Origin of the sequence: Actinacidiphila alni (assembly GCF_900112845.1) — a bacterium.
In the GTDB taxonomy this organism is placed as follows: domain Bacteria; phylum Actinomycetota; class Actinomycetes; order Streptomycetales; family Streptomycetaceae; genus Actinacidiphila; species Actinacidiphila alni.
This window is the reverse complement of record NZ_FONG01000019.1, coordinates 34,811-55,673: the sequence shown is the minus strand read 5'-3', so window position 1 is coordinate 55,673 and position 20,863 is coordinate 34,811. Positions and strand designations below refer to the sequence as shown.

Sequence of the window (20,863 nt, the reverse complement as noted above, 5' to 3'; positions counted from 1 at the left end):
CCCGGGCGTGCCCGGCGCGGGCGTCGATGGCAGGGCCGGGGCGTGTCGGGCGGCCGGGACGCGGCTCAGGCGCCGGCGTCCGCGCGGGCCGCCGCGAGCAGGGCCACCGCGCCGCGGACGGCGCGGTCGAACGGCTCCTGCGAACCGGCGGCGCGCGCCAGGACGTAGCCGCCCTGCACGACGGCGACGATCGCGGCCGCCGTGTCGGCCGGGTCGAGCCCGGTGCGCAGTTCACCTGCGCGCACGCCATCGGCGATGATCCCGGCGAGCCGGCCGCACAGCCAGTCGAAGGTCTCCGCGACCGGCTGCCGCAGTTCCGCGCTGTCGATGACGTCCGGGTCCATGGCCATCCGGCCGACCCGGCAGCCGCGCAGCGCGTCCCGCTCGCGCAGCAGATACGCCGACGCCTTCCCGACCGCCGTGCCGCCGCCGGCCATCTGCTCCTCGGCCTGCGCCCTGAGCCGACCCGCGCTGCGCCGCATCGCGGTCACCGCCAGATCCGGCTTGCCCCGGAAGTGGTGGTACATGCTGCCCTGCCCGGCGTTCGCCCGCTCCTGGATGGCCTTCGGGCTCGTGCCGACGTAACCGCGTTCCCAGAGCAGTTCCTGGGCGCTCTCGATCAATCGTTCCGCCGTGTCCATACGGTGAGTGTACATACTAGTAGGTACAGAAACCAGGAGAGAGTGCGGCGGCGGGCCGCCCCGCCGCCACGCGCGGACGCGCCGGGTACGTCAGCCGCCGTCGGTGAACCGCACCTGCCCGGTGGTCACGACGGTGCCGAAGCGGGGGAAGTCGAGCGAGACCGCCGAGCGGTGCTCGGCGGCCGTGAGGCCGGACATCGCGTCCTCGGCGAAGACCAGCCCGTAACCGTGGTCGGCCGCGGCGCGCGCGGTGGACTCCACTCCCATGTTGGTGGCGACACCCGCCAGCACGAGGGTGTCGATGCCGCGCTCGCGCAGCCGCTCGTCCAGGCCGGTCCCGTGGAAGGCGCCGACGGTCTGCTTGACGACCACCAGGTCGCAGACCTTGGCGATGTCCTCCACCAGGTCGCTGCCCGGCGGCTGTTCGGCCGGGCCCGGCCGGTGCACCCGTACGCCGACGACCGTCGCGCCCGCCGCCCTGAAGGTCCCGGCCAGCCGCAGCGCCGCGGCCAGCACCTCGGGTCCGGAGTGCGGCGCGAGCGGTAACGCGACGATCCGGTCCATCAGATCGACCAGTATCAGCGCGGTGCGCGCCGGATCGAGGCGGGGGGAGAGCGGCGGCGGCGAGAGCGGGGCGGAGGAGCCGGCGCCGTCTTGGTGATCATGTACGGTCATGCCGGGACCCTACCCGGCGGGCCTGGTTCCACGTACGGCGATCGACCGGGGCCGGCGAACGGCCTTTACTCGAAAGCCGGCTCAAAAGAGGCTGATTTCGCGGACTTGCGCGGGCATGCGCCCCGGTGGCTAGGCTGGTGGCGGACGACGACGTGGGAGGAGAGCGGACGTGGCCGAAAGCACCATCGGACAGCCGTTGGCGAACGGGAAGAAGCCGCAGGTCGACCTGACGGACGCGGAGTGGCTTTCCAGCAGCCAGGGCACCGGCGATGTCCAGATCGCCTTTGTCGAGGGCTACATCGCGATGCGGGACGGGCGCAATCCCGACGGGCCCGCGCTGATCTTCACCCCCGCCGAGTGGCGCGCCTTCGTCCTGGGCGCGCGGGACGGGGAGTTCGACCTCACCTGACCACCCGCGCCCCCGGGCCCGGCACACACCGGACGCCGCCGCGGCCGTACGCGCGTCATGCCGTACGGCCCCGGTGGCGTCCGCCGTTTTCCGGCGCGCCGTGGTTCTCTACGGCCAACTGCCCAGTGTGGGAAGCGGATCGCCGGTCAGCGGCCGGGGAGGTACGCGGCCGGCCAGCCACGCGGCGAGGTCGGCCGGACGCCCGGTCACCGCGACCGGTGTGCCCTCGCCCCGCACGAACGACCAACTGCCGTCCGCCGGGCCGAGGGTGAGCCGGATGCCGTCCGGCACCCGCGCGGACAGGAAGCCGATCAGATGCGTGCACAGTTCGGGCGACCAGTCCTCCGCGGTCCGGCCGAGCAGGGCGTCGGCGGTGTGGATCTCCAGCTCCCGCCACCAGGCAAGGCCCGCCGTCGTCACCGTGCCGTCGCGGTAACTCACCGGCAGGTCCCAGTCGTCCGGTCCGACCGCCGCCCAGGACGCCTCGGCCTCGTCCAGCGCGTCGCCCAGCGCTTCGGCCAGCCGCGCCGCCGGGCGGCCGTGCCCGGCCTCGATGGCCGCGTCCCGCGCGCCGCGGCCGCCGTCGTACACCTCGATCAGCTTGCCGCGCTTGGCGTAGCGCGCCTGCCGGGCGAGCGCGAGACCGACGCCCTCGATGTGGGTGAGCACATGGCCGCGGGTCCAGCCGGGGAGGGCGCTCGGGGCCCGCGCGTCGTCGTCGGTGAGCCCGCCGAGCAGGGCGCGCAGCCGGGTCTGCCCGGCGGCCAGCGCCGCCGCGAGTTCCGGTCCGCCGGTGATCTCTCCGGTCACGGCCACAGCAGGCCACTCTCCCAACCGTCGTCGGTGCGTGTGTAGAGGACGCGGGTGTGCCGCCGGTCCCGGTCGCCCTGCCAGAATTCGACGCTCTCGGCGCGCAGTGTGTGCAGCGTCCAGCCGGGGGCCAGCAGCCCCGGGTCGCGCGCGACCCGCTCCGCCGCCTCCCGTACGGCCGCGTCACGGTCGGCGAGGCCGGTCAGCGGGGTGCTCTGCCGCCCGAGCAGGGCCTCGGCGCGGGCGCCGGGGGAGCGGGCCAGGAAGTCCGCCGCGCTCGCCTCGGGTCCCAGTGACGCGACCCGGCCGCGGACCCGCACCTGGCGGGCGAGCGGGGACCAGTAGAAGGTGAGCGCCGCCGCCGGGTGGGCGGCCAGCTCCCGGCCCTTGCGTCTGCCGCTGTCGGAGGCGAATTCCCAGCCCGCCGCCGAGACGTTCTTGACGATCAGCACGCGGGCCGCGGGGTCGCCGTCCGCGCCGAGCGTGGAGAGCGTCATGGCGTGCGGCTCGCGGACTCCGGCCGCGACCGCTGCCAGCAGCCAGTCGGTGAACAACTCGTGCGGATCCGCGGGCAGTTCCGTCACGTCGAAGGTCGGCAGATCGCCGTCGAAAACGGCGAGACCGCGCAGGATCTCGCGGAGGTCGGACACGCATACCCCCCTCATTCGTTAATGGCTTACGGCGACGATAGCATTAGCCCATGTCCGGTGATCATCTCGCGCTCGACCTCGCCGTCACCATCCGCCACGACGGACATGGCGGGGTCGCCGACGACCTCGCGGAGGCCGCGGGCCTGACCCGGTGGGTGCGCGCACACTCGGCGGCGTTCGGTGAAGACGCCGCCGTCGCCGCGGAGTTCACTGCCGACGAGGCCGCGCGCACCGCCGTGGCCGAGGTGCGCACGGCGGTCCGCGCGCTCTTCGCCCGCGCGGTGCTGCCCGGCCCGCCCAGCTCCGCCGACGCCGGCCGGCTGCCGTCGGCCCGGCAGGCCCTCGACCGGCTGAACGCCGCGTCCGCCCTGGCGCCCGTCGCCCCCCGGCTGGACTGGCCCGACGACGGTGCCCCCGTCGCAAGCCACACCGTCCCCGGCTCCCCGGCGCCCGCCGACCGGCTCGGTGCCGCCCTCGCCCGCTCCGCCGTCGCCTTCCTCGCCGGCCCCGACCGCGAACTGCTGCGCGCCTGCCCGGCCCCGCGCTGCGTCCGCTACTTCGTCAAGGAGCACGCCCGCCAGGAGTGGTGCAAGCCCTCCTGCGGCAACCGCGCCCGTGTCGCCCGCCACCACGCCCGCCGACGCGAGGAGCGGGCCGGGAGCGATGGCTGACGAACCGTCGTCCCGTCCGGTGGCTCCGCGGCACCGGCCCGATTCCGCAAGTCGGCTTTCCCGATACGGCAATTGACGCCATGTCATGTCTACTCGTCTCCCGCGGAACCTCAACTCCCCTCCGGCGAAGGCGCGTTACGACCGGCAAGGGGGCGCACATGGGGCGCACGGGGGCTTCGGAGCGGTGCGGAGGCCGCAGGGGCTGGTGGGGCGACAACCCGCCGTGGCAGGCTCGCCGGTACCGGGGCCGCGACGGAAAGCGCACGTCGCCGCCCGTTCGGCCGTGCCGGTGACGCCTCCTGCCAGTGGCGAACCGGCACGGCCGTTCCTCCTTACACAGCGCAGCCGACGGCGTACGCTGTGAGGCCACCGGACGGCCGTCCGCCGCGCACGACCCCGCACGTCATGCGCCTGGCGTACGCCACCCGGCAGGCAGGGGGGCTGACCATGCCGCAGCGTCACACGCGCACCCGGCGCGCGCTGCTCGAACGAGATGCCGAACTCGTCGCGGTCGACGAGGCGTTGAGCGACCTCACCGGTCTGCGCCCGGACGGCTCGGGGCTGGCCAGGCCCGCCGAGCGGCTCGGCGGACTGCTCGCCTTCGCCGGCTCCGCGGGCATCGGCAAGACCTCCCTGCTCGCCGAAGTACGCCGCCGGGCCGCGGAACGCGGCTGCACGGTGCTGTCCGCGCGCGGCGGCGACCAGGAACAGCAGGTCGCCTTCCACGTCGCACGGCAGCTGTTGCAACCCCAGCTCGCCGGCGTCCCGGAGAGCGAACTGCGGGCCCGGCTGGGGAGTTGGTACGGCATCGTCGGCCCGGCCCTCGGGCTGTGCACCGCCGAGGGCGCCGCACCCGACCCGCAGGGTCTGCGCGACGGCCTGGACTGGGTACTCACCCATGTCGCCGTCCAGCGGGCCCCGGTGGTCCTGGTACTGGACGACGCGCACTGGGCCGACCCGCAGTCCCTCAACTGGCTCGCCGCCTTCGCCCCGCGCGCCGACGAACTGGCCCTGCTCATCGTCGTCGCCTACCGCCCCGACGAACTCCCGGCGAGCGCCGAGTCCTTCCGCGGCCTGCCCGGCCGGGCGGGCCACCGCCCGATCGGCCTCGAACCGCTCACCGCGGGCGCGATCCGCCACCTGGTCCGCGAATCGGTCGGCGAACACGCCGACGAGCCCTTCTGCCGCGAATGCTGGGCCGTCACCGCCGGCAACCCCTTCGAAGCCGTCGAACTGGCCGAGAAGGTCCGCGACCGCGGCCTGCGCCCCGACGAATCCAGCGCCCACCTGCTGCGCGACCTGGCCGCCGCGGTCAAGGGCACAGGACTGGTCACCCGCCTGGAGCGGCTCGGCCCCTCCACCGTCCGGCTCGCCTGGGCCGCCGCCGTACTCGGCACCGAGATCTCCCCGGCGCTGGCCGCCACCGTCGCCGGCCTCGGCCGCGAGGAGGCCGCCGACTGCGCCGACCGGCTGCGCGGCGCCCGCATCCTCACCGGCAGCCGCACCCTGGAATTCGTCCACCCGCTGATCGCCACCGCCGTCTACCGGGCGATCCCCAACGCCGTACGCGTCGCCCTGCACGGCCAGGCCGCCTGGGCCGTGGTCGAGGAGGGGCTCGGCGCCGCGGCCGCCGCGAGGCACTTGCTGGAGACCCACCCAGAGGGCGACCCCTGGGTGGTCGGCCAACTGCGGGCCGCCGCCCGCGAGACGCTCAGGGCCGGCGCCCCGGAGGCCGCCCGCGACTTCCTGGGCCGGGCACTGCGCGAACCCCCGTCGCCCGAGGACCGGGCCGCCGTGCTCTACGAACTCGGCTGCGCCTCCCAGCTCCTGGAACCCTCGGTCACCGTCAACCACCTGCGGGCCGCGCTCGAGGAACCGATCGGCGACCCGGAACTGCGCGACGGCATCGTCTTCCGGCTCTCCCAGTCCCTCGCCCACAGCGACCGGCTCGGCGAGGCCGCCGAGGTCGTCGCGCACGCCGCCCGCACCGCCACCAGCGCCCGCACCCGGCTGCGGATGCAGGCCGAGCAGTTCATGTGGGACGCCTTCCGCGCCGACGAACCCGACTCGCCCAGCCGGTCCCGGCGGCTGGCCAGGCTCGCCGACCGGCTCGCCGGCCGCGACCTCACCGAGCGCTACATCATCGGCCTGCGTGCCTGGGACGCCACCCTGCGCGGCGAACCCACCGGCACCGTGCTGCGGCACGCCGGCCGCGCCCTGGACGGCGGCCTGCCCTGGGCGAACGAGGGCTGGGGCTTCGAGGTCCCGGTGCTGGTCGCGATGACCTACGTCTACGCCGACCAGCCGGGCCGCGCCGAGGAACTGTTCACCACCGGCATCGCCGGCTTCGAACGGCACGGCTGGCGCGGCGCCCACCTGTCCTTCGGCTATCTGCTGCTCGGCTACCTCCGCTACCGGCGCGGCCGGCTCGCCGAGGCCGAGGACTTCGCCCGTGACGGGCTGCGGCTGGCCGAGCGGGTCGGCCGCGGCACCCCTGTGCAGTGGTATTCGGTCGCCGTCCTCATCGAGATCCTGCTGGCCCGCGGACGCACCGAGGAGGCCACCGCGCTCGCCTCGGCGTACGACTTCCGCGAACCCTTCCCGGCGGCCGTCACCTTCCCCGACGCGCAGGCCGTGCACGGCGAACTGCTGCTCGCCCGCGGCTTGCACAAGGAGGCCGCCGCGGAACTGGCCTCCGTCGGCCGCAGGCTCGACCCGCGCGGCATGCGCAACCCCGCCTGGAGCCCCTGGCAGCTGCACCTCGCACTCGCCGAGGCCCACGACACCCCGGACCGGGCCAGGGCCACCGCGCTGGACGCGGTCGCGCGGGCCCGGCAGTTCGGCGCGGCCTCCGCCGTCGGGCAGGCGCTGCGGGTGGCCGCCGAGGTCACCGGCGGCGCGGACGGACTGAAGCTGCTGGAGGAGTCAGTCGACCGGCTGGAGGAGTCGCCGTCGGCGTACCAGCTCGCCTGCTCCCTGGTCGAGCACGGCGCAGCCCTGCGCCGGGCGGGCCGGCCGGAGCAGGCGGCCGAACAGCTCTACCGGGGCCTGGAGACCGCGCTGGCCTGCGGCGCGGACGGCCTGGCCGCGCGGGCGGGCCAGGAACTGGAACTGGCCGGGCTGCGCCCCCGGCAGCTGCACGCCGCGGGCTCCGACGCCCTCACCGCGCGGGAGCGCGCCGCCGCCGTGCGCGCCGCACGCGGCGAGGACCACCACGCGATCGCCGGCGCCCTCGGCCTCGGCGAACGGGACGTGCCCCGCGTGCTGTCCGCCGTCTACCGCAAGCTCGGCACCGACCCCGCGGGCCTGGCCGCGGCGCTGCGCACGACCGGCACGGAACCGGCGGGACCCGAGGAGTCCGCGGGGGAGCGGTGACGCCTGTTTCCGCCGTGCTTCGGGGTGTCCTCCGGCGCCCCGGACGGCCCGCGGCACGGCGCCGCTCCGGCCGCGTACGACCGTTCGAAAGACCGTACGGAAGGCGGTGCGGCCCCGGTCCCCGCGGACGGCCGCTACCCGTACGATGGCCGCATGTCCTTCCTCCGCCGCCGTAGCGCAGCCACGCCCACCGGGCCGGACTTCGACGTCCTCGCGATGGACCCCGGGGACTGGCCCGGCGACCTGGGCGCCGGGCTGCTGCCCGGCCCGGACGGCAGCTGCCAGGGCATCTACCTGCGCTACGACCTGTTCGGCGGACGCGGCCCCGCGATGCTGATCGGCAATCTGCCGGCCGGTTCGCCCGCCCGGCAGCTCGACGAGGGCCAGGTGCCCTTCGAGGTCGCCCAGCTCCTCGCGGCGCTCGGCAACGACGAGCCGGCCGAGGTCACCACGGTCGAGGACACCCCGGTCATGCACGGCGACAGCCTCCTGATCGTGCGCCGCATCAAGATCTCCGAGTCCCGGGTCGCGTGCGCCCAGTTCGACCGCAGCGACGGCGTCCAGGTCACCATCGCCACTTGGGACCGGCCGATCACCGACGACCTGTACCAGCTGCTGAAGCCGCTGCCCGCGGAGATGTTCCAGGCGGTCTGATACCGGGACCCCGGGGCCCCGGGACCCCGCGGCACGGCGAAGGGCGGCACCGGACCTCCGGTGCCGCCCTTCCCCCCGTTGCCCCGCCGCCGCGGTGCTACGGGCTCAGCGCGGAGCGCCCAGTACCGACGGCAGCAAGGTCACGTCCGAGGCCAGCACGTACTCCACCCGGTGGCCGAGCTGGATCTCGTAGTACAGCTGTTTCCCGCGGACCACCTTCTGGCCGCTGGTGTCGAAGGACACCGAGTAGAAGTACTCGCCGTGCACCGCGCCGCCGACCACGTACCGCTGGCCCGCGAGGATCGTGTACGGCATCGCGTAGATCCCCTGCACCGGCACGTCCGCCGGGTACGCGGTGGCCTCCGGGTAGGCGCGGCCGTAGACCGGGACGCTCGCCAGGCCCTTCTTCGGGGTGATCACCAGACCCGTCGCGTTGACGGCCGTCGGCGCGGACCTCGGGTTGAGGAACCACGCCTTCTGACCGAGGTACCAGATCGCCGTCCAGTCGCCCTGCCGGTCGGCCACCGCGTACTGCTGGCCGGTCGAGGCCCGCGCGCCCACGTCGTTGACGTCCGTCGTGCTGGCGCCGGTCGCGCCGTGCAGACCGATGTCCTTGACCAGCGGCGCGTCCTGCGACGGCGCCGTGTACAGCCGCACCGCGTCGGAACCGTGCGCCGGGCAGACCGCGCCCGCGCTCGTGCAGCCGGTGTAGAGCGGCTGATTGGTGTCGTAGTCGGGGGCGATGGTCACCTCGCCGCCCCACGGACCCGCGGTCGCGTGCACCGGGGCGCCGAGCAGCGCCATGTAGTGGCCCCAGTCCCAGTACGGGCCCGGGTCGGTGTGCATGCCGGTGATGTACGACGCCGTCGGGCCCGGCACATTGTCGTGCCCGAGGATGTGCTGCCGGTTCAGCGGGATGTGGTACTTCGCCGCCAGGTACTTCACCAGCCGCGCGGACGTGCGGTACATCGCCTCGGTGTACCAGGTGCCCGGGTCGGTCAGGAAGCCCTCGTGCTCCACACCGATCGACTTGGCGTTGGTGTACCAGTTGCCCGCGTGCCAGCCCACGTCCTTGGTCCGCAGATGCTGCGCGATGTGCCCGTCGGACGAGCGGACCGTGTAGTGCCAGGCCAGATATGTCGGGTCCTGGACCAGTTGCAGCGCGGTGTCCCAGTAGCCCTCGGTGTCGTGGATGACGATCGTGTCGATCGTCTGCGACTCCGGCCGGTCGGCCTTGTCGTAGTTGCCGTAGTCACCGCCGCCGATGTCCGCGTACGGCGCCGGTATCCACTCGCAGCCGACCCCGCGCGGGCACTCCGTCCCGGCCGCGTTCGGCTGCCCGAGACCGATCCTGGCCGTCTGCCCCGCGGCCGGCTCCAGACCGGGCGCCGCGGCGAGCGTGACGTGCTCACCGGCGTCGGTGGTCCGCGCCTGCCCCTGCTTCAGCACGTCGAAGACGTCGTCGGCGAAGGACGCGGCGGTGGCCGCGTCATCGGCGCCGGAGTAGCGGGCGACCGCCGCGTACCAGTCGGCCGGGTCCGAACTCAGCGGCTCACCGAGGGACTTCTGCGTGTCGGCGAGCAGCGCCGCGCCGCCCGCCACATTCGTCGCCGCGTCCTCGCGCAGCGCGTCCGCCGCGAGCCCGGTCAGCGTCGCGGCCCGGTCCAGCGTGGTGTACGACGCGGGCAGCGCCGCGATGTCCGGCGCCTGCGCGGTCGCGCTGCTGATCATCGGCCGGGAGTCGTCGCCGCGCCCGTCGTCGGCGCCGTCGCCCGTGCCGCGCTGCGGGAAGTCCGCGAGGGCGGTGCGGGTGTCGGTCAGATGCATCGGCCCGTAGCCGCCGGTCACACTCGGCATGCCCTGGTGGCCGTCCCAGCGGGACTCCAGGTAGGACACACCGAGCAGCACGCTCTGCGGCACGTGGTACGTCCTGGCGGCGTCCGCGAACGCCCGCTGGAGCGAACCGGCGGCGGCCGGGCCGGGCTCGGCCGCATGGGCGACACCGAACACCGGCAGCAGCGCGGTGGCGGCCACGGCGGCCGTCGCCATGCGCAGCGCGCGCCGGCCGCGGCGTCTGTCGGACGGGGGAGCGGATCCTGGCACAGCAGCCTCCTCCAAGAGATGCCGAACGATCGGCACCACAGAGGTATCGGCTGCCGGAACATCCGTCAACCACCCGTATACAAGCTCGTCTTCGCACGTCAGGGGCGTAATTCGGGCGTATCAGCGGGGCTTTCCACGGGCCGGCCCGCTGGCCTGCCGTGCGTCAGTGGTGTGGACCAGTGGGAGGCGGCGGACCGGGCGCACAACTCGTCGCGCACCGGGCCCGTGGCGCTGCCGCCGTCAGCGGGTGCCGACCGCCGCGCGCACCGCCCGGCGGGCCATCCCGCAGTCGTCGTGCAGCCGGCGCAGCAGCAGCCGCTGCTCCTCGCCCGCCTCCGCCGCGCCCGGCGCCACCGGCCCCGCGGACCGCATCGTGCGCTGCACGGCCGTCTCGTAGGTCCGGATCTCCCGGGTCAGCACCAGCATCAGATTGACCAGGAAGGAGTCCCGGGCCGCCGGGCCCTGGGCCTGCGCCTGCTGGCTGATCTGCCGCCGCGCCGCCGGGTCGTCGCCCAGCACCGACCAGAGCACCGCCAGGTCGTACCCCGGCAGGTACCAGCCGGCGTGCTCCCAGTCGACCAGCGAGGGGCCCGCGGGCGACAGCAGCACATTCGACAGCTGGGCGTCGCCGTGGCAGAACTGCCCCTGCGCATGGGCCAGTCCGTGCAGCAACTGCTGGAGGTCGCCCATGTCCCGGTCGGTCAGCAGCCCCAACTCGTGGTAGCGGTTCAGGCGCACCGGATAGTCGATCGGCGCGTCGAACGAACCGGCGGGCGGGCGCCAGGAGTTGATCCGCGTGTACGCCGACAGCGCCGCGCGCACGTCCGCCTTGGTCGGCGGCTGCACGGGGTGCCGCTGCGGCGACACCACCCGGCCGGGCATCCGCTCGATCACCAGCACACAGCTCTCCGGGTCCGCCGCGATCAGCCGCGGCACCCGCACCGGCGGACGGTGCCGGACGAAGGTGCGATAGGCAGCTATCTCCTGGCGGAATCGTTCCGCCCAGGCGGGGGACTGGTCCAGCAGACACTTGGCGACGGCCGGGGCGCGGCCCGAGGTGCCGATCAGCAGCGCGGTACGGCCACCGCGGCGCAGCAGCTGCGCCGGGGCGAATTCGGGACAGATGCGCTGCACCGCGGCGACCGCGGTGCGCAGCTGCGCGCCCTGGGGGCCGGTCAAGTCGAGCCTCCCGCTGAGCGGATGGGAGGGACCCGCGGGCCGGCCGACGCGCCGTACGGCGGTGGCCTGGCGCGGGCGCAGAACGGGCTCCGCGACGGCGGGGTGCGCGGGCCGGGGCGGGGCGGACACGGAGGACGATGCCGAATACATGAGGAGAAGCAGATCCCTTCGTGTGCCAACGGTTCAGGGGCGCCACTTGCCGGTCCGTGACCGCACCCTGGGGAATGCGGAGACGGACCGGGGTGGCGCGTTCCTACCTGACACCCGGGCGCGGGTGGCAGACCATCTGGCGGACCCTGGCGAACCCTGGCGAATAGTCGCGCGGCCATTGTCACCGGGATTAGTGTCAATTCAGCCGAGGAACCTGGGGGCTTGACGTGGCCAATGAAGCCAACACCCGACTCGCGGACCTGTTCGGCCTCACCGGCTGGTCCAAGGGCGAACTCGCACGGCTGGTCAACCGGCAGGCGGCGGCCATGGGCCACCCGCAGCTGGCGACCGACACCTCGCGGGTACGCCGTTGGATCGAGACCGGTGAGTCGCCGCGCGATCCCGTGCCGAAGGTGCTGGCGGCATTGTTCACCGAGCGTCTCGGCCGTGTCGTGACCATCGAGGATCTCGGGTTCGACCGGCGCCGGCAGACGGGAAGGAAACAGACCGGAGACGGCCTTCCGTGGCCGCCGGAACGAACAGCCGCGGTCCTCACCGAATTCACGGGAATGGACCTCATGCTCAACCGACGCGGTCTGGTGGGCGCGGGCGCCGCGCTCGCCACCGGCTCCGTACTCAGCAGTGCCATGTACGACTGGCTGCACTCCGACCCGGCCCTGGCGGCCGACGCACCAGTCCTCGACGAACCGCTCGACGCCGACCCCGCCGCCTTCGGCCGCTACGAAGCGGCACCGGTCGGCTCGCAGGAGATCGAGTCGCTGGAACGCTCGGTGGAGCTGTTCCGCGCCTGGGACGCCTCCCGCGGCGGCGGACTCCAGCGCAAGGCCGTGGTCGGCCAGCTCAACGAGGTGGGCGACATGCTCTCCTACTCCCACCCGGCGCACCTGCAGCGCCGCCTGTGGGGCGTGGCCGCCAATCTGGCGGTGCTCGCGGGCTGGATGTCGCACGACGTGGGCCTGGAACCCACCGCGCAGAAGTACTTCGTGATCGCCGCGCACGCCGCCAGGGAGGGCGGCGACCGGCCGCGGGCCGGTGAGGCGCTGTCCCGCGCGGCCCGCCAGATGGTGCACCTGGGCCGGCCGGACGACGCGCTGGACCTGATGAAGCTCGCCAAGTCCGGCTCGGGCGAGGCGGCGCTGCCCCGCACCCGCGCCATGCTGCGGACCATCGAGGCATGGGCGCAGGCGTCCATGGGGCGCGGCCAGGCGATGCGGCGCACCCTCGGCGAGGCCGAGGACCTGTTCGTGTCGGACAAGGGCGATGTACCGCCGCCCAGTTGGATGCAGAATTTCGACGAGGCCGACCTGCACGGCATGCAGGCGCTCGCCTACCGCACCCTGGCCGAGCACGACCCGTCGGCCGCGGCGCAGGCCCAGCAGCACGCGAAGAAGGCGCTGGTGCTGCGCGGCGGCGGCCATGAACGGTCGATGATCTTCGACTATCTGTCGCTGGCCTCGGCCTGCTTCATCGCCGACGACCCGGAGGAGGCGGACCGCTACGCCCGGATGGCGCTGCTCAGCATCGGCCAGACGTCCTCGCACCGCACCTGGGACCGGCTGCGCGAGATGTACCGGCTCACCGGACGGTATTCGGGCTACACCAAGATCCAGGATCTACGGTCCGAGATCGAGACGGCGCTGCCCAAGCAGAAGAAGGGGAACGGCGGGCGTCTCCGGTCCGTGTAGCGCCGCTACGGCAGTGGCCGGCCTGCCGCCGAACGGGCCGGGCAGCTCCGTACGCGACGCTTGGTGACAGACATCTTGGTGACGGACATCCGGTGACCCGGTGAGAGGCACCAGGTGACTCGGTGAAAGGCGGGAAGGCTCAGGCGATCCTGGCGATCAGCACACAGGCGTCGTCCTCGCGCTCGGGAGCGCCGAATTCCTCGGCGACGATCCGCACGCAGTCCTGTGCGGACCGGGCGCGGGCGAACAGCGGTGCCATCGCCAGGAGCCGCCCCGCGCCGCTCTCGGCGTCGGCGTCGAGCACGGAACGGCGCGGCACCAGGCCGTCGGTGTGCAGCACCAGCAGGTCACCGGCGGCCAGTTGCTCGTCGGCCTGCCCGTACAGGGCGCCGGAGGTCGCGCCGAGCAGCACCCCGTCCGGGGCGTCCAGGACGCGTCCCGTCCCGTCGCGGAACAGCAGCGGGGCGGGGTGCCCGGCCTGCGCCCAGCGCAGCAGCCGGGTCGACGGCTCGTAACGGCAGCACAGGGCGCTGCCGAGGGCGGGCTGCGCGGAGGTGTCGAGGAGTTCGTTGAGCCAGCCCATCAGCGGTCCCGGCTGGAGGCCGGCGACGGCCATGCCGCGCAGTGCGCCCAGCAGCATCGCCATGCCCGAGGTGGCGGCCACACCGTGTCCGGTGAGGTCGCCGACGGTGAGTAAGGAGGACCCGTCGGGCAGCTGCATCGCGTCGTACCAGTCGCCGCCGATCAGGGCGCTGGTCCCGGACGGCAGATAGTGCGCTGCCAGGTCCATCGTCGTGGGCCCCCCGTCCTGCGGGAACCGCAGGGTGCCGCGCCAGGGCGGCAGCACGGCCTCCTGCAGCTCGACCGCCAGCCGCCGCTCGGTCTGCGCGGCCTGCCGCTGGCGCTGGAGGGAGTCACGGGTCTCCCGGAGCGTCCGCTGGCTGCGCCGCAGATCGCTGACGTCCCGCAACACCGCCCACATGGAAACGGTGTCCCCGTCGGCGCCGAGCACCGGCTCGCCCACCATGTGCACCGTGCGGACGGAGCCGTCCGCGCGCACGATGCGGAATTCGCCGTCGATCGGCCGGCCGTCCACCAGACAGCCGGTCACCATCTCGGTGAGGATCTGCTGGTCCTCGGCGAACAGCCAGGACGGCAGCTCGTCGAGGGTGAGCGGTCCGTCGCCCGGCTCCCGGCCGAAGATGCGGTACAGCTCGTCCGACCACTGGGCGTCGTCGGTGAGCAGGTCCCATTCGGCGCTGCCCGCCCGGCCCAGCGCGTGCACCGCGTCGGGCCCCGGCGGCGGGACCTGCGAAGCGAGGTTGGCCGCGAGCAGGTCGCCCGCGTCCGCCACGAGATCGCCGTCCAGGCCGTCCCTGAGCTGGCCGAGGTGAACGTCCACGTCATCGAGCTGGTGCACGGCGAGGTCGCACAGGGCGCGCTGCCACCGCGACTGGGGATCCTCCGAGGCGGCGGCGCCGTCGCGCAGCACCGCGTCCACCTGGGTCCTGAGCCGACGCGCCTGAGAGATCAGGGCGTCCACCGCACCGGGATCCGGTGGCTGCGCGGAGTTGTGCTCCGCGTGCGTGGGGAACGGCATGACACACTCCGAACGTGTCTGCAGGCATGCGCTGTACGGCCGAGGCGGCACGGAAGGCCGGTAACGACTGTTGCACAGGGAGCGATCGCCCGTAAGGGTTTCCGCGATACCCGATCCGGTGGTGCTTCTGGCATATGCCCCCTGCCCAGCGCCCCAACGCCACCCCACGCGCCACCCCGCAGTGGCGCTCGTAACAGCGCCCGAAGCGACACCGAACGCCCCGAGTCGGTAGGCTTCCGCCGCCCGTCCCCACGGAATCCCCCGTTCCCGTCAGGTATGAAACCCACGGCGGCCGGTAAGGATGCCGGGCACCGGTAGCGGAAATCCCGTTGCCATGGAACCCCCCGCACCGGATGCTGACCTCATGTTCGACCCAGACATAGCGCCCAGTGGATCCCTTCTCGGCCTCCTCCAGCGAGGACGCGGAGACGGGCCCCTGCATGCCCTGGCGGCGCCGCGGGCGGAAGCCCTCGCCGCCCTGGAGCAGTGCGTTCTCCGCGACCCCCGCCTCGACTGGCGGGTGGAGTCGCGCTCCTTGTACTACGCGCGCCTGTACTCGGACCTGGAGAGCCCGCTGGACGGGATCGAACAGCACCTCTTCCACCCGGACGACCTCCTCGCCCCCGACGAGCACCGCTGCGGCCTCGCCCTGTCCGTGCTCGGCCACCTGGCCGGCTACGGCCGCCGTGACGCGCTGCACCTGCTGCGGCGGTACGCGGCCACCGGCGGCTGCTGGGAATGGGCGCTGGACGAACTGGCCGTCCGCGACGACGAGGCGGGCCTGCGCTCGCTCGGCCCCGCCGTCGTGGCCCGTTTCCCGCACACCCCGGAGGGCGAGGCCGAGCTGGCCCGCGCCGTCCGCGAGGCGTACGAACCCCGGCCCTGGCAGCTGTGGGCCGAGGACACCGCGCAGCCCGCCACCGCGCACCGCGTGCGCAAGGCCGCCGAACAGGTCTCCTTCGACCGCTGGCAGCGCCAGATGCGCTCCGCGGGACCGACCCCCGGCTGGAGCGTCGCCGCCGTCCTGGAATGGGCGCAGCAGGGCCTGGCCCGCTATCCGGCCGTCGAACGCGATCAGGCCGCCGCCCGCTGCCTGGCCGCCGTCGCCGGACCCGAGGACCACGCCGAACTGCTGGCGGCCGCCCGCCAGGGCCCGTCGGCCGCCCGCGCCGCGGCCCTGCGGCACCTGACCGACCGCGGCGACCCGCAGCGCCTCGACCTGATCGAGAGCGCCGCCGTCAGCCCCGACGACCTCGTCGTACGCGCCGCCCTCGAAGCGCTGGAACGGCTGCGGGACGACGAGGCGCTGGACCGGGCCCGCGGCTGGGCGGCCCGCACCGACCCGCTCGGCTCCGCTGCCGCGCGGCTGCTCGCCCGGCACGGCGGCGAGCAGGACGCCGACCACGTACTGGGCGCGCTGCGCAGGACCGTGCAGACCGGCGGCGCCGACGCCGACGGTCTCGACGCCCTCGTCGAGGGTGTCGGCCGGCTCTCCGCCTGCCGTGCCGCACCCGTACTGCGGCACATCTACCGGGAGACGTCCTCCTCGCACCTGCGCGGCACCGCCGCCGGCGCGCTCGCGGTCACCGACCCCGGGTTCGCCGCCGGGTTCGCCGTCGAGTGCCTGTGGGACTGCGAGGAGAGCACCCGCGAACTGGCCGCCCACCGCGCGACATCGGGTGACGCGAGGGTCCTCACGCAACTGCGCAGACTGGCCGCCGATCCCGCCGAGGAGGCCGAGGTGCAGACCGCGGTCCGGGGCCGGCTGAGTTCCGGCGGTACGTCCAGGTGAACGGCGTGCCCCAACGCTCATGGTGCGTTCCACTTCGGGAAAGATCCACGTGGCCCTGACAACGCTCAGTACGGCGACAACCTCGGTATGCGTGTCGCCATCGTCACAGAGTCCTTCCCACCCGACGTCAACGGAGTGGCCCACTGCGCCCTGCGCACGGCCGAGCACCTCGCCCGGCGCGGCCACGAACCCCTGGTCGTAGCGCCCGCCGGTCCGCACGACCAGGACCCCGGCCTCGACCCCTGTCCCGTCATCCGCGTCCCGTCCCTCCCGCTGCCCGGCTACCCGCAGGTGCGGGTCGCGCTGCCGGGCCGCCGCACCGCCGCCGCCATCGCCGCTCACCGCGCCGAGCTGGTCCACCTCGCCAGCCCGTTCGTGCTCGGCTTCCGCGGCCTGGCCGCCGCCACCCGGCTGCACATCCCCGCCGTCGCCGTCTACCAGACCGACCTCGCCGGATACGCCAAGACGTATCTGAACGCCGGCGAGTCCGCGGCATGGCGGCGGATCCGCGCGGTGCACTCCGCCGCCGCCCGCACCCTCGCCCCCTCCTCGGCCTCCGCCGGCGCCCTGGAGTCGCACGGCGTGCCGCGCGTCCACCTGTGGCCCAGGGGCGTCGACTCAGAACGCTTCCACCCCGCCCGCCGCGACGAGGCGCTGCGCCGCGAACTGGCGCCGGACGGCGAGCTGATCGTCGGTTACGTCGGCCGCCTCGCGCCCGAGAAGCACGTCGAACTGCTCGCCGGACTGTGCGAAATGCCCGGCATACGCGTGGTGGTCGTCGGCGACGGCCCCAGCGCGCCGGGACTGCGCGCCGCCCTGCCGGGCGCTGCCTTCCTCGGCCGCAGGACCGGACTCGAACTGGCCCGGCTCTACGCCTCCTTCGACGTCTTCTGTCACACCGGGCCGTTCGAGACCTTCTGCCAGACCGTGCAGGAGGCCATGGCCAGCGGTGTCCCCGTCGTCGCCCCGGCGGCCGGCGGCCCGCTCGACCTGGTCGCCCACGGTCGCACCGGCCTGCTGGTGCCGCCGCTGGACGCGGCCGCCGTACGGGCCGCCGTGCTGTTCCTGCTGGGCGACGACCGGCTGCGCGAGCGCTACGGGAGCGCTGCTCGCGCCGCGGTCGCCGACCGTACGTGGGAGGCCGTCGGCGACCAACTGCTCGGCCACTACGACCAGGTGCTCGGCGAGCGCGAGGCGGCGGCGGCATGAAGAGCAGCGGAGACAGCCGCGTCACGGACATCGCCGCGGGTGCCGGGGCCACCGGCGCCGGCGACCCGTACGGCCCGGACGCCCTGACGGCGGCCGGTGCCCCGCACCCCCTGGACCGCGACCCCGAACCCGGCCTGCGCATCGTGCGGCTGGCCAACTTCGTCACGCCCGTCTCCGGCGGCCTGCGGACCGCGCTGCGCCACCTCGGCCAGGGCTACGCGGCGGCCGGCCACGAACCGGTGCTGATCGTGCCGGGACCCGCCGCCAGTGACGAACTCACCCCGCAGGGGCGGGTGATCACCCTTCCCGGCCCGGAGATTCCCGGCACCGGCGGCTACCGTGTGCTGGCCCGCAGGGGCCCCGTCGAAGCCGTGCTCGAAGCGCTCGCCCCCGACCGCATCGAGGTCTCCGACCGCACCACCCTGCGCTGGACGGGGGAGTGGGCCAGGCGGCACCGCGTCCCGTCCCTGATGGTGTCCCACGAGAGCGCCGACGGTGTGCTCGGCACCTGGGGCATGCCCCAGGGCGCCGCGCGCCGCGCCGCCGACGCCCTCAACCGCCGTACCGCGCTGGCCTACACGAGGGTGGTGTGCACCACCGCGTGGGCCGCCGAGGAATTCGAGCGGATCGGCGCCCGCAATGTGGTGCGTGCCCCGCTCGGCGTCGACCTCGACGGCTGGCACCCCACCGCGCGCGACCCGCGGGTGCGCGAGCGGTACGGGCACGGCGCCGCCGTACTGCTGGTGCTCTGCTCGCGGCTGTCGCCGGAGAAGCGGCCCGGCACGGCGCTGGAGACCCTGGCCCACCTGCGCGGTTCCGGCGTCGACGCGGCGCTGGTCGTCGCGGGCGAGGGGCCCCTGCGGGCCCGGCTCACCGCACAGTCGAAGGCGGCCGGTCTCCCGGTCACCTTCCTCGGCCACGTACCCGACCGCTCCGACCTCGCGGCCGTCCTGGCGACCGCGGACGTGGCGCTCGCCCCCGGACCGGTCGAGACCTTCGGTCTGGCCGCGCTCGAAGCGCTCGCCTGCGGCACCCCTGTGGTGGCCAGCGCGCGCTCGGCACTGCCCACCCTGATCGGCCCCGCGGGCGGCTCCGCCGACAGCCCCGCCGAATACGCCGCCGCCGTCCAGCGCATCCTGGCGAGCCCCGAGGAAGGCCGCCGGGCCCTGGCCCGCGCCCGCTCCGAGCTGTACACCTGGCCCGCCTCGGTCAAGGCGTTCCTCACCGCCCACCGCGCCGCGACCGGCGATTCCGCTCCCTTCACCCGGCACCACGCGGCACCGGAATCCGGCGGGGTGCTGTCATGACGCCGACGGTCGGTTCCGCCGGGGACGGCTCTTTCCCGGCTGGGGCACGTCCCCATGGCGGGGCGTCGTGCGCCGCCGAGGTGGCTCCAGGCGGACACGGGCCCTTCGGGCTCGGTAATCGCCCCACCGGCGAGTTGCGCTTCGCCGTGCTCGGCGACTCGGTCAGCGAAGGTGTCGGCGATCCGCTGCCCGGCGGCGGATGGCGCGGCTGGGCGGCGCTGCTCGCCGAGGGGCTCGCGGCGCGGCCGGAGGGCACGCGGCTGCTCAACCTGGCCCGCAGCGGGGCCCGTTCGGGCGACGTCGCCGGGCCGCAGCTCGAAGCGGCGCTGCGGCACCGCCCCGACCTCGCCTCGGTGCTCGTCGGCGGCAACGACACGCTGCGCGGCGGCTTCGACATCCGGACCGTGGCCGCCGAACTGCACCTGGTGATGGGGACGTTGCGGGCCGAGGGCACCGAACTCCTCACCGCGTGCCTGCCGGACCCCGGCACCGTACTCGGTCTGCCGTGGCCGCTCGCCCGGCCGCTCGGCCGCCGGATGAGCGCGCTCAACGACACCGTGCACGCGCTGTCCGCGCACCACGGCGCGCATCACATCCACGTGGCCGCGCACCACTGGGCGACCATGCCGGGCGCGCTGAGCGCCGACCGGCTGCACCCCAGCGAGACCGGACACCGGCTGCTCGCCCGCGACTTCCACGCCCTGCTCGCCGCCGCGGGCCTCGCCCAGGGAGCCGCGCCCCGCCCCGAACCGGACGGCGCGCCGCCCGGCAGGGCCGCCTCCCTGTGGTGGATGGCCACCCAGGGCACCCGGTGGATCGCCGACCGCTGCACCGACCTGCTTCCGGACCTGCTCCGGCTGGCCGCCACCGAGGTGCGCCACCACCGGCGGGGCAGCACACCGGTGCTGGAGGAGGACGCGCGGCGCGCCACCGTCGCGGCGCTCGCCGCGCTGAAGGTCGCGCCGAGTCCGGTCGCGCGGCAGCCCGCGGGTCAGCGCGTGCTGACCGGCACGAAGCGGACCGGTGTCCCCGGCGGGGACTGGGCGGCGGCCGGCAGCGAACCCTCGGGGACGACACCGATGACCGGATAGCCGCCCGTGGTCGGATGATCGGCGAGAAAGACCACAGGACGCCCGTCCGGCGGCACCTGCACGGCGCCGAGCACCATGCCCTCACTGGGCAGTTCACCGCCGCGGGCCCGGCGCAGCGCCGGGCCCCGCGTGCGCAGCCCGATCCGGTTGGACGCGGGCGAGACGATGTAGCCGCCGCCGAACAGGGTCCGGAAGGCGTCCGCGGTGAACCAGTCGTCGCGCGGACCGCGCGCCACCGGCAGCACCAACTCCGGCCCCGGGCCCGGCAACGGCAGCACATCGGCGCCGCGGGCACCCGCCGCCGTACCCGTACCCGTATCCGCGCCCGTACCCGGAACCGGGCCCACCGGCAGCACATCCCCGTCGGCCAGCGGCGCGGGACCGAGCCCCGACAGCAGGTCCGTCGACCTGCTGCCCAGCACCGGCGGCACCGCCACCCCGCCCGCGACAGCCAGGTAGCAGCGCAGCCCCGGCGCCGCCGTGCCCACCTCCAGCAGCGCGCCGCCGGGCACCCGCACAGAGGCGCCCCACGCCGCCGGCCGCCCGTCGATCCGTACCGGACTCGGCGCACCTGTCACGGCCACCGTCACCGCGTACGAGGGGCGCAGCGCGCAGCCGTTCACGGTCGTCTCCAGACCCGCCGCCCCCGCCGGATTGCCCACCAGCCGGTTGGCGGCGCGCAGCGCGGGGCCGTCCAGCGCGCCCGAGCGCGGCACCCCCAGATGCGCGTGCCCGGGCCGGCCCAGGTCCTGAACGGTCGTGAGCGCCCCGGCCCGGACGACCAGCAGCGTGCGGTCCGTCGGCCCCGCGCTCACGGCGTCTCCCGGACGCACCGCGTACC

The 20,863-nt window shown here is 74.6% G+C and carries 17 protein-coding genes; 9 read left to right on the top strand and 8 right to left on the bottom strand.

Translation table 11 applies throughout. From position 1 onward, the window contains the following. Positions 1-65 precede the first annotated feature (65 nt). Both BM076_RS26625 and BM076_RS26620 read right to left on the bottom strand, forming a co-directional pair. The gene (locus BM076_RS26625; protein ID WP_093716247.1) at positions 66-641 is read right to left on the bottom strand and encodes a TetR/AcrR family transcriptional regulator; all 576 of its coding nucleotides are present in this window, start codon (positions 639-641) and stop codon (positions 66-68) included. A gap of 90 nt (positions 642-731) precedes the next feature. Then, entirely contained in the window at positions 732-1,316 is a 585-nt protein-coding gene (locus tag BM076_RS26620; RefSeq protein ID WP_093716246.1) for an isochorismatase family protein, read from the bottom strand. A 169-nt stretch (positions 1,317-1,485) separates the two neighbouring features. Between BM076_RS26620 and BM076_RS26615 the strand changes: the two genes are divergently transcribed. Continuing rightward, positions 1,486-1,725 (top strand): DUF397 domain-containing protein, encoded by a 240-nt coding sequence (locus tag BM076_RS26615; RefSeq protein ID WP_093716245.1) that lies wholly within the window; start codon positions 1,486-1,488, stop codon positions 1,723-1,725. 108 nt (positions 1,726-1,833) lie between these two features. Here the strand turns inward: BM076_RS26615 and BM076_RS26610 are convergent, their stop codons facing one another. Next, positions 1,834-2,541, bottom strand: a complete 708-nt coding sequence (locus BM076_RS26610; protein ID WP_093716244.1) for a maleylpyruvate isomerase family mycothiol-dependent enzyme — start codon at positions 2,539-2,541, stop codon at positions 1,834-1,836. Then, positions 2,532-3,185 carry a pyridoxine/pyridoxamine 5'-phosphate oxidase gene (locus BM076_RS26605; protein WP_245796406.1) on the bottom strand — a complete coding sequence of 218 codons (654 nt, stop codon included), beginning with the start codon at positions 3,183-3,185 and terminating at the stop codon, positions 2,532-2,534. Before BM076_RS26605 ends, BM076_RS26610 begins: the two co-directional genes overlap by 10 nt. A 50-nt stretch (positions 3,186-3,235) precedes the next feature. Between BM076_RS26605 and BM076_RS26600 the strand changes: the two genes are divergently transcribed. From BM076_RS26600 to BM076_RS26590, 3 genes are all read left to right on the top strand, one after another. Further along, positions 3,236-3,856, top strand: coding sequence for a CGNR zinc finger domain-containing protein (locus tag BM076_RS26600; RefSeq protein WP_093716242.1), 621 nt, complete (start codon positions 3,236-3,238; stop codon positions 3,854-3,856). Between the two features lie 447 nt (positions 3,857-4,303). Next, positions 4,304-7,231, top strand: coding sequence for an ATP-binding protein (locus BM076_RS26595; RefSeq protein ID WP_093716343.1), 2,928 nt, complete (start codon positions 4,304-4,306; stop codon positions 7,229-7,231). Between the two features lie 153 nt (positions 7,232-7,384). After that, on the top strand, positions 7,385-7,885 hold the full coding sequence (locus tag BM076_RS26590; RefSeq protein ID WP_093716342.1) for a hypothetical protein: 501 nt from the start codon (positions 7,385-7,387) through the stop codon (positions 7,883-7,885). A 105-nt stretch (positions 7,886-7,990) separates the two neighbouring features. On the opposite strand, the gene BM076_RS26585 is transcribed toward BM076_RS26590, so the two are convergent. Both BM076_RS26585 and BM076_RS26580 read right to left on the bottom strand, forming a co-directional pair. Beyond that, complete coding sequence (locus BM076_RS26585) at positions 7,991-9,988, bottom strand: N-acetylmuramoyl-L-alanine amidase (RefSeq protein WP_407640715.1); 1,998 nt, start codon at positions 9,986-9,988, stop codon at positions 7,991-7,993. Positions 9,989-10,228: 240 nt separating this feature from the next. Beyond that, on the bottom strand, positions 10,229-11,317 hold the full coding sequence (locus BM076_RS26580) for an aminoglycoside phosphotransferase family protein (protein WP_093716240.1): 1,089 nt from the start codon (positions 11,315-11,317) through the stop codon (positions 10,229-10,231). A 227-nt stretch (positions 11,318-11,544) separates the two neighbouring features. Between BM076_RS26580 and BM076_RS26575 the strand changes: the two genes are divergently transcribed. Next, complete coding sequence (locus BM076_RS26575) at positions 11,545-13,023, top strand: DNA-binding protein NsdB (protein ID WP_093716239.1); 1,479 nt, start codon at positions 11,545-11,547, stop codon at positions 13,021-13,023. Positions 13,024-13,162: 139 nt separating this feature from the next. On the opposite strand, the gene BM076_RS26570 is transcribed toward BM076_RS26575, so the two are convergent. Then, positions 13,163-14,623 (bottom strand): PP2C family protein-serine/threonine phosphatase, encoded by a 1,461-nt coding sequence (locus tag BM076_RS26570; protein ID WP_093716238.1) that lies wholly within the window; start codon positions 14,621-14,623, stop codon positions 13,163-13,165. Positions 14,624-14,987: 364 nt separating this feature from the next. Here BM076_RS26570 and BM076_RS26565 point away from each other — a divergent pair, with 364 nt between their 5' ends. The 4 genes from BM076_RS26565 (at position 14,988) to BM076_RS26550 (ending at position 20,022) form a co-directional block, all read left to right on the top strand. After that, on the top strand, positions 14,988-16,415 hold the full coding sequence (locus BM076_RS26565) for a hypothetical protein (protein WP_093716237.1): 1,428 nt from the start codon (positions 14,988-14,990) through the stop codon (positions 16,413-16,415). A gap of 87 nt (positions 16,416-16,502) precedes the next feature. Next, positions 16,503-17,624, top strand: coding sequence for a glycosyltransferase family 4 protein (locus BM076_RS26560; protein ID WP_093716236.1), 1,122 nt, complete (start codon positions 16,503-16,505; stop codon positions 17,622-17,624). Next, positions 17,621-18,931, top strand: a complete 1,311-nt coding sequence (locus tag BM076_RS26555; protein WP_093716235.1) for a glycosyltransferase — start codon at positions 17,621-17,623, stop codon at positions 18,929-18,931. The genes BM076_RS26560 and BM076_RS26555 overlap by 4 nt, the downstream gene beginning before the upstream one ends. Positions 18,932-19,011: 80 nt before the next feature. Further along, positions 19,012-20,022, top strand: coding sequence for an SGNH/GDSL hydrolase family protein (locus tag BM076_RS26550; RefSeq protein ID WP_245796404.1), 1,011 nt, complete (start codon positions 19,012-19,014; stop codon positions 20,020-20,022). On the opposite strand, the gene BM076_RS26545 is transcribed toward BM076_RS26550, so the two are convergent. Continuing rightward, entirely contained in the window at positions 19,923-20,837 is a 915-nt protein-coding gene (locus BM076_RS26545) for a 5-oxoprolinase subunit C family protein (protein ID WP_093716233.1), read from the bottom strand. The genes BM076_RS26550 and BM076_RS26545 overlap by 100 nt on opposite strands. Positions 20,838-20,863 lie beyond the last annotated feature (26 nt).

What these genes read in the sequence shown, in the direction of transcription:
- BM076_RS26555 (WP_093716235.1), top strand. Translation starts at nt 17,621, where the DNA reads ATGAAGAGCAGCGGAGACAGCCGCGTCACGGACATCGCCGCGGGTGCC.
- BM076_RS26600 (WP_093716242.1), top strand. Translation starts at nt 3,236, where the DNA reads ATGTCCGGTGATCATCTCGCGCTCGACCTCGCCGTCACCATCCGCCAC.
- BM076_RS26570 (WP_093716238.1), bottom strand. Translation starts at nt 14,623, where the DNA reads ATGCCGTTCCCCACGCACGCGGAGCACAACTCCGCGCAGCCACCGGAT.
- BM076_RS26590 (WP_093716342.1), top strand. Translation starts at nt 7,385, where the DNA reads ATGTCCTTCCTCCGCCGCCGTAGCGCAGCCACGCCCACCGGGCCGGAC.
- BM076_RS26625 (WP_093716247.1), bottom strand. Translation starts at nt 641, where the DNA reads ATGGACACGGCGGAACGATTGATCGAGAGCGCCCAGGAACTGCTCTGG.
- BM076_RS26620 (WP_093716246.1), bottom strand. Translation starts at nt 1,316, where the DNA reads ATGACCGTACATGATCACCAAGACGGCGCCGGCTCCTCCGCCCCGCTC.
- BM076_RS26580 (WP_093716240.1), bottom strand. Translation starts at nt 11,317, where the DNA reads ATGTATTCGGCATCGTCCTCCGTGTCCGCCCCGCCCCGGCCCGCGCAC.
- BM076_RS26560 (WP_093716236.1), top strand. Translation starts at nt 16,503, where the DNA reads ATGCGTGTCGCCATCGTCACAGAGTCCTTCCCACCCGACGTCAACGGA.
- BM076_RS26595 (WP_093716343.1), top strand. Translation starts at nt 4,304, where the DNA reads ATGCCGCAGCGTCACACGCGCACCCGGCGCGCGCTGCTCGAACGAGAT.
- BM076_RS26565 (WP_093716237.1), top strand. Translation starts at nt 14,988, where the DNA reads ATGTTCGACCCAGACATAGCGCCCAGTGGATCCCTTCTCGGCCTCCTC.